The 17,926-nt window shown below is 63.5% G+C and carries 18 protein-coding genes; 8 read left to right on the forward strand and 10 right to left on the reverse strand.

All coding sequences use genetic code 11. From position 1 onward, the window contains the following. Nucleotides 1–18: 18 nt before the first annotated feature. The 9 genes from J2X01_RS13245 to J2X01_RS13285 all read right to left on the reverse strand — a co-directional run bounded on the left by J2X01_RS13245 (nt 19) and on the right by J2X01_RS13285 (nt 7,255). On the reverse strand, nt 19–1,173 hold the full coding sequence (locus tag J2X01_RS13245) for an ABC transporter ATP-binding protein (protein WP_310057989.1): 1,155 nt from the start codon (nt 1,171–1,173) through the stop codon (nt 19–21). Further along, nucleotides 1,170–3,011 (reverse strand): ABC transporter permease, encoded by a 1,842-nt coding sequence (locus tag J2X01_RS13250; RefSeq protein ID WP_310057991.1) that lies wholly within the window; start codon nt 3,009–3,011, stop codon nt 1,170–1,172. The genes J2X01_RS13245 and J2X01_RS13250 overlap by 4 nt, the downstream gene beginning before the upstream one ends. 302 nt (nt 3,012–3,313) lie before the next feature. Beyond that, complete coding sequence (locus J2X01_RS13255; RefSeq protein ID WP_310057994.1) at nt 3,314–3,598, reverse strand: aldehyde dehydrogenase family protein; 285 nt, start codon at nt 3,596–3,598, stop codon at nt 3,314–3,316. 202 nt (nt 3,599–3,800) lie between these two features. After that, a complete protein-coding gene (locus J2X01_RS13260; protein ID WP_310057996.1) occupies nt 3,801–4,466 on the reverse strand; it encodes a plasmid pRiA4b ORF-3 family protein in 666 nt (221 codons plus the stop codon). A gap of 12 nt (nt 4,467–4,478) precedes the next feature. Beyond that, on the reverse strand, nt 4,479–4,781 hold the full coding sequence (locus J2X01_RS13265) for a DUF4193 domain-containing protein (RefSeq protein ID WP_310058000.1): 303 nt from the start codon (nt 4,779–4,781) through the stop codon (nt 4,479–4,481). 196 nt (nt 4,782–4,977) lie between these two features. Then, entirely contained in the window at nt 4,978–5,361 is a 384-nt protein-coding gene (locus tag J2X01_RS13270; protein ID WP_310058004.1) for a PDDEXK nuclease domain-containing protein, read from the reverse strand. Nucleotides 5,362–5,366: 5 nt separating this feature from the next. Further along, the gene (locus tag J2X01_RS13275; RefSeq protein ID WP_310058007.1) at nt 5,367–5,708 is read right to left on the reverse strand and encodes a PDDEXK nuclease domain-containing protein; all 342 of its coding nucleotides are present in this window, start codon (nt 5,706–5,708) and stop codon (nt 5,367–5,369) included. 168 nt (nt 5,709–5,876) lie between these two features. Beyond that, on the reverse strand, nt 5,877–6,485 hold the full coding sequence (locus J2X01_RS13280; RefSeq protein WP_310058010.1) for a GntR family transcriptional regulator: 609 nt from the start codon (nt 6,483–6,485) through the stop codon (nt 5,877–5,879). Nucleotides 6,486–6,583: 98 nt separating this feature from the next. Next, entirely contained in the window at nt 6,584–7,255 is a 672-nt protein-coding gene (locus tag J2X01_RS13285; RefSeq protein WP_310058013.1) for a GntR family transcriptional regulator, read from the reverse strand. Between the two features lie 165 nt (nt 7,256–7,420). On the opposite strand from J2X01_RS13285, the gene J2X01_RS13290 reads away from it, so the two are divergent. The 8 genes from J2X01_RS13290 (at nt 7,421) to J2X01_RS13325 (ending at nt 15,383) form a co-directional block, all read left to right on the forward strand. After that, nucleotides 7,421–8,362, forward strand: coding sequence for a transporter substrate-binding domain-containing protein (locus tag J2X01_RS13290; RefSeq protein ID WP_310058015.1), 942 nt, complete (start codon nt 7,421–7,423; stop codon nt 8,360–8,362). Nucleotides 8,363–8,376: 14 nt separating this feature from the next. Further along, nucleotides 8,377–9,267, forward strand: coding sequence for an isocitrate lyase/PEP mutase family protein (locus tag J2X01_RS13295; RefSeq protein WP_310058018.1), 891 nt, complete (start codon nt 8,377–8,379; stop codon nt 9,265–9,267). 28 nt (nt 9,268–9,295) lie between these two features. After that, nucleotides 9,296–10,234, forward strand: coding sequence for an amino acid ABC transporter permease (locus J2X01_RS13300; RefSeq protein WP_310058022.1), 939 nt, complete (start codon nt 9,296–9,298; stop codon nt 10,232–10,234). Continuing rightward, nucleotides 10,231–11,007 (forward strand): amino acid ABC transporter ATP-binding protein, encoded by a 777-nt coding sequence (locus J2X01_RS13305; protein WP_310058025.1) that lies wholly within the window; start codon nt 10,231–10,233, stop codon nt 11,005–11,007. Before J2X01_RS13300 ends, J2X01_RS13305 begins: the two co-directional genes overlap by 4 nt. 40 nt (nt 11,008–11,047) lie before the next feature. After that, complete coding sequence (locus J2X01_RS13310) at nt 11,048–12,418, forward strand: MmgE/PrpD family protein (RefSeq protein WP_310058027.1); 1,371 nt, start codon at nt 11,048–11,050, stop codon at nt 12,416–12,418. 19 nt (nt 12,419–12,437) lie between these two features. Beyond that, nucleotides 12,438–13,256, forward strand: coding sequence for an HpcH/HpaI aldolase family protein (locus J2X01_RS13315; protein ID WP_310058030.1), 819 nt, complete (start codon nt 12,438–12,440; stop codon nt 13,254–13,256). 351 nt (nt 13,257–13,607) lie between these two features. Beyond that, a complete protein-coding gene (locus tag J2X01_RS13320) occupies nt 13,608–13,823 on the forward strand; it encodes a hypothetical protein (protein WP_310058032.1) in 216 nt (71 codons plus the stop codon). A 415-nt stretch (nt 13,824–14,238) separates the two neighbouring features. Beyond that, a protein-coding gene (locus J2X01_RS13325; protein ID WP_310058035.1) for an IS3 family transposase occupies nt 14,239–15,383 on the forward strand; the annotation gives its coding sequence in 2 pieces (ribosomal slippage) (nt 14,239–14,512 and nt 14,512–15,383; 1,146 coding nt in all). 1,321 nt (nt 15,384–16,704) lie between these two features. Here the strand turns inward: J2X01_RS13325 and J2X01_RS13330 are convergent. Next, complete coding sequence (locus tag J2X01_RS13330) at nt 16,705–17,904, reverse strand: cytochrome P450 (protein WP_310058038.1); 1,200 nt, start codon at nt 17,902–17,904, stop codon at nt 16,705–16,707. Between the last annotated feature and the right edge of the window lie 22 nt (nt 17,905–17,926).

The raw sequence follows: 17,926 nt of genomic DNA on the forward strand, positions 1-17,926 counted from the left end.
GTCCTTACTGGTTCACGATTAGTTCGGGGAGGTCGCAAGCTGGCGCGTGGCAGCCGCGGCCTCGCCCTGGCCGCCTTTTCGGGTGCCTTCGACGATGACGACGGTTCCGACCGGGGGTTGGGCGAGGGCCTGTTGCCCGACATGGATGTCCCGTGCGTAGCCGGGCCGGACGCGGGCCACGAGATCCACACCCCCGCTTGAAATGACAACTTCGACGTCGTCGCCGAGGTGTGCCTTGGAGATGACTGTGCCGGCGAACGTATTGTCAGGGACGGGGCCGCCGTCATGAGGGTGCACCCGGACCAGGCGTGAGCGGATGGCGGCTGTGACCTGCTGGCCGGTGGTGACAGGTTTTGTGGTCGCGGCGCTCAGGGAGTTGCCGTGGCCAATCTCGATGGTGGCCAGCGTCTCGCCCGGCTCGGTGACTGTGGCGGTGAAGAAGTTATCGAAGCCGACGAACTCGGCAACGAATGCTGTTTTCGGGCTGACGAAGACGTCCCTGGGTGCGCCTTCCTGCGCAATCCGGCCGTCCTGCAGCACCAGGACCCGGTCGGCGAGTCCGCCGGCGTCTTCTTTGTCGTGCGTGACGTAGATGGCGGTGGCGCCGATGTGCTGCTGGATCCGGCGGATTTCGCGGCGCATCTGGGCGCGCAGGTTGGTGTCCAGGCTGGAGAGCGGTTCATCGAGCAGCAGCAGCCGGGGCCGGCCGACTACCGCGCGGGCGAGGGCAACGCGCTGTTGCTGGCCGCCGGAGAGGGTACCCGGGTAGGAACTCTTGTGTTCCCACAGGTCCACCATCATCAGTGCTTCACGGACCCGGTCCTGGATCTCGGACCGGCCCACTTTGGCGCGCTTGAGCGGGTAGGCGACGTTGTCGAACACGCTTTTGTGCGGCCACAGCGCGAAGCTTTGGAAGACCATGCCAAGCTGGCGCTGCTCCGGCGTGCGGTTGATGCCCGCAGCCCGGTCGAAGACCGTGTCATCGCCGAAGCTGATGGAACCGCCCTCCGGGCTTTCCAGGCCCGCGACCGAGCGCAGAAGGGTGGACTTTCCGCAGCCGGAGGGGCCCAGCAGGCAGACGAACTCGCCGTCTTCCACCGTGAGATCGACGTGGTCCAGGACGGTGCGGCCGCCAAAGGACTTATGAAGTCCCTGGATGCTGATTCCGGTCATTTGGAGGCTCCTTCGGGAAGTGCTCGTGAGGTGGTGTCTTCTTGGCGTCGCGGGTTTTTGGGGACGGCCATATTGGCCAGGAAACGGACGATGAGGATGATGATGGTCCCGGCCAGTGCCAGCACAATCATGGCGGCTGTAAAGATGACGTACAGGGCGGAGGCCAGAACGGTTTCACCGCTGTTGCTGTACCCGAAGCTGATGGTGGAGATCATCTCCGTGCTCGTGCTGCCCAGCAGCACCGGGACGTCGAGGATGCCTGACATGGTGATGGCAACCAGGAACCACGCCGCGATCAAGCTTGGCGTCATCAGGCGCACGGTGACGGTCCCCACAGCCCGCAGGAAAGTGTCCCCTGAAATGCGCGCCGCTTCCTCCATGTCCACCCCGATCTGGGCAAGGGCGCCTTCGATCGTCCGGGTCGCGAGCGGGACCGTGGCCACGGCCAGGCCGAGGATGAGGACCCACACCGTCCCGTACAGGCTGCGCCCGCCGGGGGTGGTCAACACCGACCACAGGAAGGCCAGGCCGAGCACCAGGCCAGGCATGGCGGCCGGAACCCAGGACGCGAGCTGTATGTAGCGGCCCAGCGAGCCCTTCATCCGAACGAACGCGAAGCTGACCACGAAGGCCAGGATGACGGTAAGCAGACCTCCCAGGACGGAGACGATGATGGTGGTCTTCAGCGCCTGCATGACGTTCGGGGTGTTCAGCAGTTGCTCGATGTTATGCATCGACAACTCCGGGGAACCGAGGTATGGCTGAAATGCACTGAGGATCACCTGGAAGACGGGCAGAGCCAGAGCAACGAAGAAGTAGAACAGCATGGCCGCAATGACAAGACCGGCCCACTTGCCGGGCGTGCGCAGTCCGGTGTCCTTGGAACGTCCTCCTACGGACGTGTAGGTCTTTCCGCCGCCAGTGAGTTTAAGTTGAATGAGCACCAGCACTGCGAGGATCGCCACGATCACCAACGAGGATGCGGAGGCCGCCGGGTAGTCGGCTTCGAAACCGCCCCGCAGGTAGTCGTAGATGTGGGTGGCGTAGACGGTTATGCCCGCAGGCAGGCCGAGGACTGCCGGGGTTTCGAAGGCTTCCAGACCCTTCACGAAGACGAACAGACTTGCTGCCATCAGGGCCGGAAGCAACGCTGGCAGCTCGATCCCGAAATAGGCGCGCATCCGGCTCGCACCGCTGATGCGGGCTGCCTCTTCCAGGGCTGCGTTTTGGTTACGGAATGCGCCGAGAATAATGAGGTATGCCAGCGCAGCGGCCTTGAATACAGTCACAATAATCAGACCAAACCAGCTGCGGGTATTGAATGCGGCGGCCAAAGCATCCAGGCCGATGGCGTCCAAGAACCGGTTGATCAACCCGGACTCACCAGCCCCGAGCATTGCCCAGCTGAGCGAGTAGAGCACGGTGGGCATGGCCACGAGGATGATCATGACCGGTGTGATCCACCTCCGGAAGGAGACGTCCATCCGGGTGGTCACGGTAGCGAAGAACACGGCCACGGCCATCGACAGCACCGTGATGGTGAGCGAGTAAAGCATCGTTGCAGCCAAAGCGGCATAGGTATCCGGGTCGGAGAAGACTCGTTCAAAGCCTGACGTTGTCCAACGCTGGTTCTTGGCTAGGGGCGAAGACTTGAAGGCGCCAAAGATCAGCATTGCCAGCGGCCAAACGAACAGCCAGGTAAAGACCAAGAGGCCTGCGCCCTTAACTATGGCCCCAAAGAATTTCTTTCCCCCCAGCCGGCGGCGGCCGGTGATCGGCGCACGCCGGGAACGGTTGCCGGTGTCTCTGCCCGGCGGCTTCTTTGCCAAAACCGTCATTGAATCCTCCTGAGGATGTCTTCACTACATTGTGTACGCATACCGTACGCATATTACGCATTTCGTACGGGGGTTGGTGTTAGGTTAGTGACAGCAAACACAGAATGTCAAGAGCGCCCAAAGCGTGTACGAGCGAGATCCGACGTTATCGCTGCTCAGATCCCTGATGGCCACGAAAAGCTCATGGTCCGTGGGCTGAGGCAGGCACGTACAGGGACGTAGAGGGGCCAAGGCGCGTGAGGCAAGCCCGCATTGGTCAAATTGGCCCGCGGGTCGTCAATGCCGATGAACTGCGTGGTGTACTAGGCGATCACTTCGGAGCCGCTTTCGAGAAAGGGGCCGGATTGCTGGACGCCGAAGGGTTCTGCGGCTTTGGAAGAACCCGGGGCGTTCAAGCCGATCAGGCAGAATTCGCTCTGTTCAGCGACGCGGAGGAGCTTTGGTGCAGCGCGGCTGCAGGCGCAGGACTCGAGACCGTCCTCGATCCCGTTGCCCAGTTGGTTGGCGTCCTCCTCCGAGCCGAACGGGGCGATTCGGGCGACGGTGCGGATGTCCCGGCCAAGGCGCTCGGCATCAGAATAGGTCACCGTGGGGCGCAGTGGGGCATCTGTTGAGGCCACCGGTCCGGGCCCCGATAACCAAAGCGTGCGTAGTCGGCCCTCTTCGGCCTCTCGCCGGAAAATTAATAGCCCCCTGGATAACGGAGTCACGAGGACGCGTCAAAGGAACAGATCTTTCACTATCAGAGTCCGTGAGTTCTCAATCCGATAGCCGATAGCGGCCGTTGCGTCAGCTGTAGTCCGGTTTTGAACCTCGGGCCAGGTCGTCTTTGCAGGACCAGAGGAGCTGCCGGTTAATGGCCTCCACGTCCAGGAAACCGGGATTAAAGGGCTCGTTGGTGCCGATGCGCTCGGCGACCCACGCCGAGTGTTCAATGTGTTCAGGATGGGCCGGATCGGCCAGAGAATCCAAAATCTCCTCGAAACCGGGCATGCCTCCGGAATCTTCCAGCGGGCCGCGCCGGGCTCCGCCGAGCAGCCGGGCCCGCGGAGCAGTCTTCGTCGCTGGGCGACGGGAAATCAGCTCGATACGGTGGAGCCAACTGTCTCCGAAATCGTACTCGTAGAACGCCATCCCCGATCCACGCGCCAGAAGTTGATCCAACGAGCAGTCCTCCTCCGCCCGGTCCCCCGGCTCTTCGCACCACTGCTTCGGGAGCCACTGCAACGTTTCAGGTATCTCCCCATCAATCGGCCGCAGAGGCGCGAAGGGATCGCTGTCACTAAACCGGTGCAGGTGGGCATCCTCCCAGCCAAAGGCCACCTGCAGGACCCCGTGTACCTGACCCAGCGATGTCGAGCCCCGGACCTCCAGCTGACGCCAGATCTCCGGATGACTGTCTACAAGAAGCACCCGCAGCTCCAAGACTGACTCCGGTCCAGACGGCACCGTCATGGGAGCCGTACCTTAGCCCTCACACTCGATGCAGTACCGGTGGCCGTTCTTTTCCCGCGCGAGCTGGGACCGGTGCCTGACCAGGAAACAGGAGTAGCAGGTGAACTCGTCCTGGGCCTGGGGAATGATCTGAATGATGAGTTCCTCGGCGACAAATTCCCCGCCGGGGGTCATGGCGTCGTCCAGGGCGTCGGATTCGTCCAGGTCGCGGACGACGCTGCGAGCATCCGGGGCGTTGGCGGACTGCAGCGCCTCCAGGGAGCGGTCCTGTGATTCCTTGACGTCGGAACGCACTTCGTCGTAATCGGTTGCCACTGCGGTGATTCTCTTCTCTGACGTTCTTAGCTGACGGAACTGCAACCTACACCATGGCGCCGGCATTCCCCCATCGCGGGTATCGGCGGGCACTTCGGGAAGCCGACATTGCGACCCGGGCCTGGCCGGAGAGCGCAGGGGGCTTCGTGCCCACGCACTGTCCCGGAGTCCTTGATGGCCTGCTCCGTCGCGGCCGTCAGCTCTCCGGGTCCTCGGGCCAGTCCAGTGCCGCCGTGAGTCGATCGGCGTCGGGCAGCTCATCGCGGACGTCTGCGGGCAGGGTGTCGTAGGTGTGGGAGGCCACGGCCATGGGTGAGGTCGCGCGTCCGAGGCTGTAGCGGACGGTGTGGTCGTTCTTGCTGCCGCAGATCAGGATACCCACAGCTTCTGCGTGGGCTTCGCCGCGGAGCCTATCGTCGACCAGGGCGATGTAGAAGTTGCGTTTGCCCGCGCATTCCGGCTGAAACTTGCTGTTTTCAGTTCTACTACGTAGTAGCCCGTTAACCGCACCAACTCGACAGGCCCGGTGCGCGCCCCAGCTGAATTGTCCAAAGTTCTCTGGACAATTCAGCTGCGGCATCCTCGCTAGGCCCTCTCAGTCGCACTTTCGATTATCTCGGAGTCCGGCTCGGCCCATTCGAGGGCGGCGACAAGGTGTCCTTCGTCGGGGAGTGCTTTCTGTTCGGCCGGGGGAAGTTTGTCGTAGGTGTAGGCGGCGACGGCCATGGGTGAGGTGGAGCGGCCGAGGCTGTACCGGACGCTGCGGTCGTTCTTGGTACCGCAGATGAGAATCCCGATGGTTTCGTTGTGGTGCTGGCGCCGGAGCACGTCGTCGACGAGTGCGACGTAGAAGTTGAGTTTGCCGGCGTATTCGGGCTGGAATTTGCCGCTTTTCAGCTCGATGACGACGTAGCCCGTTAACCGCACTAATAAAGGAGCAGGGCAGGACCGGAAGAATCCGATTCATCTTACTGGGGAGTCTGTCACTACCGAAGTCTGGGAGACTGTTAGTGCGGCCGATAGCGAATCTTATGTTTTACTGCAGTTGATGCACGACTGAGCCCCCTTCGCCCAACCTCCTGGCTGCTCCCGGCGCTACGCTTCGCCGCGGATGTGGAAGCAGGCGGCGAGGATCTGGACCATGGCGCCGGCGTCGTTCCTGCCCAGTGCGTCCAGGATTCGACGGTGGTCGCTGGCGACCGTGGCTTGCTGTTCCGGGGTGTAGTCCAGCGTCCTGCTGATTCGGCGGTTGACTGGGTGGGCCCAGACGCCTTCGAGAAGCTTTAGCAGGTACTCGTTGGGGCTCGGTTCGACGAGCGCGGAGTGGAATGCAGTGCCCAGACGGAAGAGCTCCTCGGCATCTGAGTGGTCCACGGTCTCGTACTCGTCGATGAGGGATTTGAGCCGGACGAGCTGCCGGGGGGTGTGGAGACCGCACGCCTGGGTGGCCGCCAGCACCTCCAGTGCTTGCCGGACCTCATACACGTTGTGCACGTCGTGGTCAGTTAGTTCATTGACGACGTAGCCTTGGCCCGGGACGGCCGTGGCCAGGCCGTCGGCCGCGATCTGGACCAGGGCATCCCTGACGGGTGTGCGGGAGACTCCGTACTTCGCGGCGATCTGCTCCTGGACTAGCGGTGCGCCTGGGGGCATCGTGCCGTCGATGATATCCATGCAGATTCGGTCGTACACCTGCGCAGCCAAGGGTCGATTGTCGTTGCCCGCCATTCCCATGCGGCCTCCCTCTTGCATCGACCTCGTTACACCCTATCCGCTGAACGGCTGGGAAGTGCCGGCAGTGCTCAGCTAACCCGCGATTCGGAGTGCATCGCTGACTGGCGTAGCTGCGGATCGTTGCAGCACCTCAGAGCCTCGACCATCGCGTCGACATCGCCCTCGCTGAGGGCTGCGAGGATCCGGCGGTGATCGTCGGCGATGAGCTTCTGATTGTCCGGGCCGACGAAGTGGGCGTTGCTGATCCTGCGCTGCAGCGGGTGATTCCAAATGTCTGCGAGAAGGCCGCGCAGGTATCCATTCGGGCACGGTGCGATCAGGGTGCCGTGGAATCCGGTCCCGAGCCGGAAGAGCTCCTCGCCGTCATGGGGATCCACCGCCTCGAACTCGTCAATAAGGCCACGGAGCCGCACCATCTCAAGTGGTGTGTGGTGGCCGAAGGCCTGGCTCGCGGCCAGCGCCTCAAGCTTCTCGCGCACCTCGTAGACGCTGTTGACGTCGCTCTCCGTAAGCTCGTTGACGATGTAGCCCCGACCAGGCACGAGCGTGGCCAGGCCCTCAAGGGCAACTTGGGTCAGGGCATCGCGCACGGGTGTCCGGGACACTCCGAACTGGGATGCGATCTGCTCTTGAACCAGAGCGCTCCCGGCCGGCATCGACCCATCGACAATCGCCGCGCAGATCCGGTCGTAGACCTGGAGCGCCAGCGGCCTCGTGTCTTTCGCCTGAACAGTCCGCATTGACCGCCCCCTTCGTTGTTGATGCTGAGACAGTTATGTGGCCGTCATTCTACCCATGGAAGCCCTTCTGTATCCAGTGTATCCAATCCCTTGACCGTGATCGTATCCACTGTATACAGTGCTTTCACCTGACGTGAGCCAGACCACCCAAGAAGGGCGTAACCCATGACCACAAGCCGTAAGCTCCTAGGTGTCACCGCAATATCCCTCATGCTCGGCCTCTCGGCCTGCGGCGGAGGGTCGGCCGCATCTTCCTCCGACAATGCCAGCGGCGTTTCCGTCGCAGGTATGACCATCACCAAGGACGATGCGTTAGCGAGCCAGCTTCCTGAGAAGTACCGCTCCGGCATCACCGCCCTCACTATTGCGCCGTACGCGCCCTACATGGTCTACGGGCCGGGCAACAAGCTCGAAGGCGCATTGATTGACGTCAGCGACGCCGTGGCAGCGAAGCTCGGCACCAAGGTCACCTATAACGTCACCACGATTGACAGCGCCATCCCCTCCCTGCAGGCGGGCAAGGGTGACTTGATGGTGATGACCCTGGCCGACACCGCGGACCGGGAGAAGGCTGTGGACTTCATCAACTTCGGCAAGGACGGCCTGTCCCTCATGGTGAAGAAGGGGAATCCGGAGGGCATCAAGTCGGGTAAGGACCTCTGCGGTAAGAGCGTCACCATCCTCGCCGGCTGGTCCCCGGCCGACACCTTCGACGTGCTCACGCAGAAGTGCGAGGCGGAGGGCCGCCCGGCGGTCAACATCGTCCGGTTGCCCAAGACCGAGGACGGGATGATGGCGGTAAAGGCAGGTAACGCTTCGGCCTCGTATGTCTCCAAGTCCGCCGCGCTCAGCGCTGTCAAGGCCCTTGGCGCCAATGGCGGAATCGACGTGGTGCTGCCCGAAGAACAACCGTCGGGCTGGAACCACCAGTACAAGGGCCTGACGGTGCCCAAGGGCAGCCCGCTGGGCAAGCCCCTCCAAGCCGCTATGGAGTCGCTTCTCGCCGACGGGACGCTGAAAAAGATCTTCGACAAGTACGACGTCGGCTACATCCTCAACGACAAGATCGTCTCCAACGAGGCCCTTGCCCTCTCCAACATCTGGTAAGGCGGACCCCACCGATGAAGAATTCACTGCGCACCCTCATCGCGGAGCCGGGACCCGTCGTCGCGCCCGGCGTTCACGACGCGCTCGGTGCCTGCCTCAGCGCGGCCGCCGGGGCCGCAGCCGTTGCCATCTCCGGCTTCGGGGTCTCCGCCTCGAAGCTCGGCAGCCCGGACATTGGGCTCTTGACCCTCACTGAGATGGTGGCCGCCGCTCGGGAAATCTCAGCCAGCGTGGACGTCCCCGTGATGTGCGACGGCGACACCGGCTACGGTGACTCCAACAACGTCCGGCGGGCCGTCACCGAGTTCGAGGCCGCCGGCGTGGCGTCCCTCATGCTCGAGGACCAGGTCTCGCCCAAGCGGTGCTCACTGCAGGGCGGGGTCCGCGTGGTCGACCTGGACGAGTACCTCCCTAAACTGCACGGCGCCCTGGATGCCAGGCGGAGCGATGAGTTCCTCATCGTCGCCCGTACGGATGCGCGGGCCCAGCATGGTCTCGGCGAGGCCATCCGCCGGGGCCGCATCTACGCGGAGATGGGCGCGGACATTGTGTTTGTCGAGGGCATCAAGACCATTGATGAGGCCAAGCGCATCCGCGACGGTATCCCAGAGGTCCCCCTTCTCTACAACATCCAGGAAGACTCGGAGTACCCGTACCTCCTGCCCGGCCAGGCCTACGACCTCGGCTTCCAGGTGATCATGTACCCGATTGCCCTGACCCGCCTGTACGCCCACGCCGCCACCCAGTACCTCAAGGCCCTCCTGAAGGGCGAGGACACCAACCTGTTCGTAAAGGACATGGCCGACGTCTCCGCCCTGGAGGATGCCGTACACCTCGCCGACTGGCGCAGGCACGAAACGGAGGCGCTGAACGCGTCCGCTCCCTCCCTGCTCACATCGCTCTAGACCGCACCTCCCGAGGAGCACAACACCCATGGCAAACCTGACAGAATCAGTGGCGACTGCGCCACCGGCAACCAACCTGGCTACGGACGGACCGAAGATTCACCGGCGCAAGCATCCATGGACGATCGTGGGCGCCGTCGTCGCCCTCGCCGTCCTCGGACTCCTTTTGTACTCCCTGGCCACAAACCCCAACATCGGTGTCGAGTACATCCAGCAGTACCTCTTCGACCCAATGACCATCGCGGGCGTTGGCGTCACGATCTTCCTGACCGTGGCCTCGATGATCGTCGGGACGGCGATCGCCGTGGTGGTCGCAGTCATGCGGCTCTCGTCCAATCCGGTACTCAAGGGCATCGCGACCCTGTATGTGTGGCTCCTGCGGGGAACGCCGCTGCTGATCCAGCTGATCTTCTGGGCGTACCTCGGGGCCCTCTACGACAAGCTCTCCCTCGGCATCCCCTTCACATCCGTGACGTTCTGGACGGTGGACACGTCCTCGCTCATCACACCCACGATCGCGGCGCTGCTCGCCCTCACGATCAACCAGGGCGCGTACGCCGCCGAAATCATCCGGGCCGGCATCATGAGCGTGGACAGCGGCCAGACCGAGGCCGCGATGGCACTGGGCATGACCTCCGCCCGCACCCTGCGCCGGATTGTCCTGCCGCAGGCCATGCGCACCATCATCCCGCCGATGGGCAACGAGACGCTGTCCATGCTCAAGGCCACCTCACTAGTTTCCGTGATCGGCGGCCTGGACCTCCTGACTAACCTCCAGCACGCCTACGCCCAGAACTTCCAGGTGATCCCCCTGCTGATCGTTGGATGCATGTGGTACCTGTTCCTGACCACCGTGATCAGCATTCCGCAGGCCTGGCTGGAAAAACGCTATGGACGCGGAGTCCAGCCCATCGGCGGCTCCAGCACGGGCATGTTTACCCGACTCTTCGCCATCAAGGGGAAATGACCATGACCGAGAACATGATTGAGATCCTCGGACTGCACAAGTCCTTCGGCTCCACCGAGGTGCTCAAGGGCATCGACCTAGCCGTCCGATCCGGCGAAGTCCTGGCACTGCTGGGGCCGAGCGGCTCGGGCAAGAGCACACTCCTGCGCTGCATCAACCACCTCGAGCGGATCGACCGCGGCGTCATCGAAGTCGACGGGAAGCTGATTGGCCACCGCCTGCGCGGGCAAGGGCCCGACCTGCAGGAGCTCTCCGAAGGCCAGATCGCCAAGGACCGCCGCAGCCTGGGCATGGTCTTCCAGTCCTTCAACCTCTTCAACCACATGACCGCGGTCGAGAACATCGTTGAAGCGCCCGTCGGGGTCCTCAAACGCAAGCCCAAGGAGGCCAAGGCCCGCGCTGCTACCCTCCTCGAGCGCGTCGGGCTCGGCGACAAAGGCAACCTGTACCCGAGTCAGTTATCGGGCGGCCAAAAACAGCGCGTGGCCATCGCCCGGGCCCTCGCCATGGACCCGAAGGTCATGCTCTTCGACGAGCCCACAAGCGCCCTCGATCCCGAGCTGGTCGGCGACGTGCTCAACGTGATGCGCGAGCTCGCCGCCACGGGCATGACCATGGTGGTCGTCACGCACGAGATCGGCTTCGCCCGCGAGGTGTGCGACACAGTGGCCTTCATGGACCAAGGCCAGATCCTCGAACACGGCGCACCTAAGGACGTCCTGATCAACCCGAAGAACGCACGCACCGCTGACTTCCTGTCCAAGGTCCTCTGACCATGTCCACTCAGAATTCCGCCAACAACCGAAAGACATCATGAGACCAACACCCGTGGCAGAAGCCATCGCGACATGGGGCGCCTCCCTGACTCTGGACGCGATACCGGACGCCGTGCAGCAGCGGCTGCGGCTGCTAATCCTGGACCACGTCTCGGTCACTGTGGGCGGCATCGGCCACCGTGCCGTCCGACCGACCTTGGACTTCATAGCAGCCCGCGGCGAACCGGCGGCGCAGGACAGGCACCCGGGTCCGGTGGTCATCTGGGGCGTCGGCCGGCAAGCCGCCCTCGAGGACGCAGTCCTCGCGCATGCCACCGCGGCCTCGGCACTCGATTTCGACGACGTGCACCTCGGCGCCGGGATCCACCCCGGCGCCTCCTGCCTGCCGGCCATCCTCGGCCTCGCTGAGCAGCGGCAGAGCCCTCTGGGCGACACGATCGTCGCCGCCGCCGTCGCCTACGAGGCCATGGTCCGGATCGGCATGGCCATGTTCCCTGCTTCCCGGGCGCGGGGCTTCCACGCGACGCCTGTGATCGGCAGCATCGGCGCGGCGCTCGGCGCCGCGCGAATGATGGGACTGACGACGGCGCAACTCGCCTCCGCGGCGTCCCTCGCCGCAATGAACGCCGGCGGTCTCTTCGCCTACGACGGCAACTGGATCGACCCGAGCCGCGTACAGGTCGGCAGGATCGCCCGGGAGGGGCTGCTCTGCGCGCAGCTCGCCGCCGCAGGCTCAGCGGCGCCCGGCGACGTATTCGAAAGTCCCTCCGGCTACCTGCAGGCCTTCGGCGGCAGCACCGACCGGGCCGGCATCACCGAGGGGCTCGGCGCCGACTGGCACCTGATGCGGACGGAGCCGAAGCTGTACCCGTTCTGCAAACAGACCTATGGCGCCATCGAGGCCGCCCTAGCCCTGCGGAACGGCGGTCTGCGGACCGCTGACATCGCGAGCGTCCGCATCGGGGCCACTGCCTCCGCGGCTGCTCTCCCCCTGGAGTACCCGGGAACGGCCGACGACGCCCTGCTCAGCGTCCGCTTCGCTGTCGCCTCGAGCCTGGCAAACGGACACCCCACCCTCGCCCACCTCGACGCCGAGGCACTCCGCGATGCGGAGACCGCCGGGCTCTTTCACCGGACCGCCGTCACCGAAGATCCCGAGTGCACGCGGAAGTTCCCCCCGAAAACCGCGGCGAGCATCGTCGTCGAGCTCGAAGACGGCACACAACTGCACTCCTCCGCAGACGGCGACGAGGCCCTGAACAACCCTGCATTCGAGCTCGAGGCACTGACAGCGAAATTCTTCGAGCTGGTCGTCCCCCGCATCGGTGCCCACCGCTGCGATGAGCTCCTCAGTGCGGGCCTGACGGCCACCGACGACACGTTCGCAAAACTCCTCGGAACCCTCTGACATGACGAAAGGCGAGACCATGACCTATGCACCGAATCCGGTCAAGAAGACCCTCAAGGACGGCAAGCCGGTCCTCGGGATCGAGTTTATGACGGAGAGCCACCGTCTCATCGAGATCGCCGGCTGGGCCGGCTTCGACTACATCCAGTTCGACATGGAACACACCCCATACAGTTTCTCGGAAATCGAAGGATTCGTCAGGACCGCGGACGGCACCGGAATGACCTCGATCGTCCGCGTCGCCGAAACCACGGCCACCAACATCCGTCGGGTGCTCGAGACGGGCGCCCAGGGCGTCATGCTCCCGCAGGTCCGCAGCGCCAAGGAGGTCCGCGACGCCGTCGCAGCGACCCGCTACGCCCCCACGGGAACCCGCGGGATGTGCCCCGTGACCCGCGCAGCACGGTTCTCCGAGCCAACCTGGGACGAATACGTCCGGTGGGTTGAGGACGAAATCCTCGTCGTGGCCCTCATCGAGAACCCGACCGCCCTGGAGGAGATCGAGGAAATCTGCGCCGTGCCCGGGCTGGACGCAGTCGGCTTCGGCAGCGGCGACATGGGCCAGAGCCTCGGCGCCAGTTACTGCGGAATGGCGGACCCGCGCGTCCGTGCCGCGTTCGAACGCGTCACCGCCGCCGCCAGGGCCGCCGATCTCCCCCTCCTGGCGATGCCGACGATCAATAACGACCCTTTCGCATCGGTCCAGTCCCTGGTTGACGAGGGAGTCCGGCTCGTGACCTTCGACGCCGACGCGCTCATGTTCAAGAGGGCCTGCTCCGACATCGTTGCCGGCTTCCAAGCCATCAGCGTCGAGGACACGGCGCTCGGAGCCAAGTGAGAAGACAGACCATGACCGATCAGGAAAGGCCTCGCGGGCACAGGCCTGAGAGAATCGGGAGAGCCTCTCACCCTGATTGCCCGGCTCGCGCATGCTGCGCCCAGTCGAATGAATATCCCAACCCTCGCACTCGATGCACCATCGGTCTGTCGAAAGCAAACCGCCGTCGTTCTTCAGCGTTCGACTGTCCTGCCCATGCTGCCGGAAGCCGACGTCCCTAGTTCCGCCGGTCCGGCCGGCCCTCGACCACGGCACCTACTGACGATGCCCACGACTACCGTTCCTCGCCTTCCAGACCAAAGACATCACGCGTGCCCAAAGTACTGAGCAGCGTCCCCAGAGTAAGGATTCATGACCATGCGCACAGCACCTGATGGTCTCGTCATAGCCGTTCCCACCCGGAGGGAACTGGACGCCGCGCTGGATGAGGCGGTGGAGCTTCTGAAGCATACGGCGATGACTGAACAAATCGGCATCTCAGTGACCCGGCTGGCCCCGGGCCGTTATGAAGCGCGCCTGAACAGCGATGTTCCCCCCGGCATGACAGTCGAAAGGTGGGAGCGCTGACTGCAAATGAACGGACGTCAAAACGATGTCCCCTGTGCGCCGACGTTGACGACCGCTTCAGGCGAGGGTAGAGCCTGCTACTCGACTTCGCTCATCATGAACAACGAAGCACGCCAGCGCATGTTGCGCCGACCGGGACTGAGCGGACTAGCGCTCATTCTTGTATCCACACACAAGGACTCCCACCGCGGGCCCCTCCGCAGAAGTCTCCTCATGTCCCATCACGACAGAGACGTAGTGTTGAGCCGTCCTAAGAGTTCGGGTCAGAACCTTCCTTCAGTGGGTCAACAGGCTAAATGTGGCTGCCGAATTCAAGGCACACCGTTCCCGTCGCTAAAGCAACATCACGGGACTGCCCCGGGTTTGCTTGACTCCTGACTTGTGAGGATTCGTTCCTTGCAGCAAGGATGTTCACATGCCCAAGCCTTTCCCCGCTGAGTTCCGCCGTGACGTGGTCGCCGTGGCACGGAAGCACGAAGCCCCGCTCTCGCAGATCGCCAAAGACTTCGGGATTTCCGAAGCAACCCTGCACAACTGGCTGAAGAAAGCCGACATCGAGGACGGCGCCCGTCCCGGTGTGACGGAGAAGGAAGCCGCGGAGCTCAGGGATGCCAGGAAACGGATCCGGCTCCTGGAGCAGGAGAACGAGATCCTGCGCCGGGCGGCGGCGTTCTTCGCCCGGGAGCTGCCCCCAAAATGAAGTTCCCGCTGGTCCTTGACCTTGCCGCGGACGGGATCCCCGTCGCGGTGGCATGCCGGGTGCTGGGCTTCTCCAAACAGGCCTACTACGCGTGGAGGGCCGCGCCGGTCACGGAGCGAGACTGGTCTGATGCGCACCTGATCAACGCCGCCCTGGACGTCCACCGGGACGATCCGGCGTTCGGGTACCGGTTCATCGCCGACGAGCTCCAAGACCAGGGGTTCAGCGCTGGGGAGAACCGGGTGGCGCGGCTGTGCAGCAGCCAACGGATCTGGTCCGTATTCGCCAAGAAACGCGGTCTGACCCGTAAAGCCGGCCCGCCGGTGCATGATGACCACGTCCGGCGGGACTTCACCGCGACGGCGCCGGATCAGCTGTGGCTCACGGACATCACCGAGCACCGGACCGACGAGGGCAAGCTCTACCTGTGCGCCATCAAAGACGTCTACTCCAACCGGATCGTGGGCTACTCCATCGATTCCCGGATGAAAGCGTCCCTGGCCGTCTCGGCCCTCCACAACGCGATAGGGCTCAGGGAGCCGGCCCGAACCGTGGTGCACAGCGATCGCGGTTCGCAATTCCGCTCCAACGCGTTCGTCAGGACGCTGCAGGGCAACGGGCTGAAAGGATCGATGGGACGGGTCGGCGCGTGCGCCGATAACGCCGCCATGGAGTCGTTCTTCTCACTCCTGCAGAAGAACGTGCTGGATCGCCAGCGCTGGTCCACCAGGGCCGATCTTCGCCTGGCAATCGTGACCTGGATCGAGAAAACGTACCACCGGAAACGCCGTCAGCGGCGCCTCGGTCGGCTAACCCCGGTCGAGTTTGAGACAATCAATACCGGCCTCAAAGCCGCCTAACAACACTCAACCCCGAGAGTCAACGAAATCCGGGGCAGTCCCTCACGGCTCGTCCTTTGGCCTTGACCTAGGGACTGGACGGGCGTCCAGATCGGGTAAGAGAACACTGGTCCTAGAACGGAATCTTTCACTACCGGAGTCTGTAGGTACTCTCCTGCGAGCCGATAGTGGCCGTTATGACAGCCTTTAGAGCCTGGATCTGCGTGTATGCTCAGCCCGCTCTACGCGGTGCTCTTATCGTCAGAACATACCAGGGGGACGAATGGAGAATAAGCCCTGCACTCCTCGCCTTTTGGCAGGTCAAATGGCCATCGATGACGTCCTCAAGGAACAGTACGACCTGACTCCCCAGCTCCCGCTGAGTTGGGCCGCGTTTGAGACTCCTCCGCCAAGCCTGCGTAGCGACACCCCCAACTCCAGAACGGATACCTCCAAGGGCCCCCGGAGATCCGCTGGGAAGCACCGACGCTGCAAAAAGTTAGCCACTAACGTCGGACGGGGTCTGGGCCCCCGCGCCACAGTTGAGGCTGATTGGAGTTTCACCAGTTTCACTGGTTTCACCCAGTTTCACCCAGGAGGCCTCGTGCGGAACCCTTTCAAACCTACGGCCGGCGCCACGCCGCCGGTCCACGCGCCGGGGCTTGTAGTGACGGAAGTCTGTCACTACCGGAGTCTGTGAGTCGCCGCTGGAGGCCGATAGCGGCTATTTTGTAAAGCTATGTTCCGGGTGGCGGGCGTTATGGTGGCTGCCGCGGATCCAGTGCTAGCCGCCCGTACGGAAAGTCCCCCAGGCTGTTGGACAAGTGCGGAGCCTCCATCTGCCTCAGGACTTGTCATTTCAGGGAGCGTTTCGATCCCCGGGTCTAGCCTCAGGAAGTGCAGGGCTGGTAACTTTGATTCAAAGAAATAAATTGTCCTGACATACTGACAACACGACATAAGGTCCGTTATCGGCGTGCTGGAATTTGCGTGAAGTGGGCGTCTTGAAGGGTGCTGTCCGCTTCTATCTAACTTGACGCAGTGTCACTACATCTGACGCATTCTCATCGATTGTTCATTACATCTGTCGCATCGCAGGTCAGAGCAACGCAGACCTCCGCGAGTTTGGCTGGCCAAGGAAGCCAGGGTTGATGTTGGTCGACTCAGGCGTGTCACTTCAGTTGTCGCACGGCAGGTCAGAGGCCTGTGCTGCGTCAAGTTAGATGAGAACGGCAGGTGCACATCCCTCCACGACCCACGCCTGGACGGTTCCCAAGACCGGCCATCCTTGGCTTGTGCGCGTAAGGGAGGTCAAGACAGCACCGCGAAAAGCCTAGGAGATCTACCCGGCGGTGATCCGCACCGGCAGGGACTCGAAGCCTCGGAGCACGTTGTGCAGGATCGGCACCGGGGCACCCTCCGGCTCGATGGTCGCCACCCGCTCCAGAAGCTGCTGCAGGATGATTTCCATTTCAAGCCTGGCGATCGGCTGCCCAACGCACTGGTGCAGGCCCATTCCGAACGCGACGTGGCCCGACGCATTGCGGTTGAGATCGAAGTCATCGGCGTTCTCGCCCCACTTGCGCGGGTCACGGTTCGCGGCGCCGAGGAACACCAGCACCTTGGCGCCGGCCGGCAGGTGCACACCACCCAGGACGGTGTCCACGGCAACAGTCCGGTGGAACTTCTGGAACGGTGATTCCAGGCGAAGCGCCTCATCCACGGCAAATTTGGCCATCCTGGGGTTCTCCCGCAGCTGGGCCCAGGCCTCCGGGTAGCGCGCCAGCACGGAGAGCGTGTTGCCGATGCCGAAGATGGTGGTGTCCACGCCGGCGGACAGCAGCGCGCGGACGAGCAGCGTGGCCTGCTGCTCCGAGATCAGCCCGTCCTCCACGCGCTTCCAGATCTGGGCGCCGAAGCCGACGTCGTCGAGGTTTTCACGCTGGCAGTTCCGCATCACCGCGGCGGCATGCTCGTCGCCCTGGGCGAAAGCCTGCTTAAAGATGTAGTTCTCGGGGCCGAAGGCGTTGAACACCATGTTGCCGTACGGCAGCAGATGTTCACGGCCGACGTCGGGAATCCCCACCGCGTCCGGGAAGACACGCAGGGGGTACTTTTCGGCGAGGTCCGTGATGGCGTCGAAACTCTTCCGCTGCGCCAGCTGCTCCGTCAATTCCACGGCGGGTGGCGTAAAGGGCTCGCGAAGGGCGCGGACTGTACTGGGATTGATGACACCCGTCAGCGCCCGGCGCATCACGGTGTGGATGGGTGGATCCGATTCGAGGATGCTGGGCGGGCGCCAGCCTGAGTCCTTACGGATGTCCCTGGGACCCAGGCCGCCGGAGGAGATGTAGGTCTCGAAATCAGTAAGGACCTCATACACTTCCTGATACCCGGCCACCGCGTAGCTGCCGGTGCTTTCCAGATAGGAGACGGCGCCGGCGTCGCGCAACCGTCCCAGGAAGGGGTACGGGTCCAGGAGGTTCGCCGTGTCGAAGGGGTCCTCGCCCAATACATTGGCTTCATGGGTGGTAACGCTCATGGGAAACACTCCTGGTGAGGAA

The sequence above is a fragment of the Arthrobacter ginsengisoli genome (assembly GCF_031456935.1).
GTDB classification, from domain to species: Bacteria; Actinomycetota; Actinomycetes; order Actinomycetales; family Micrococcaceae; genus Arthrobacter; species Arthrobacter ginsengisoli.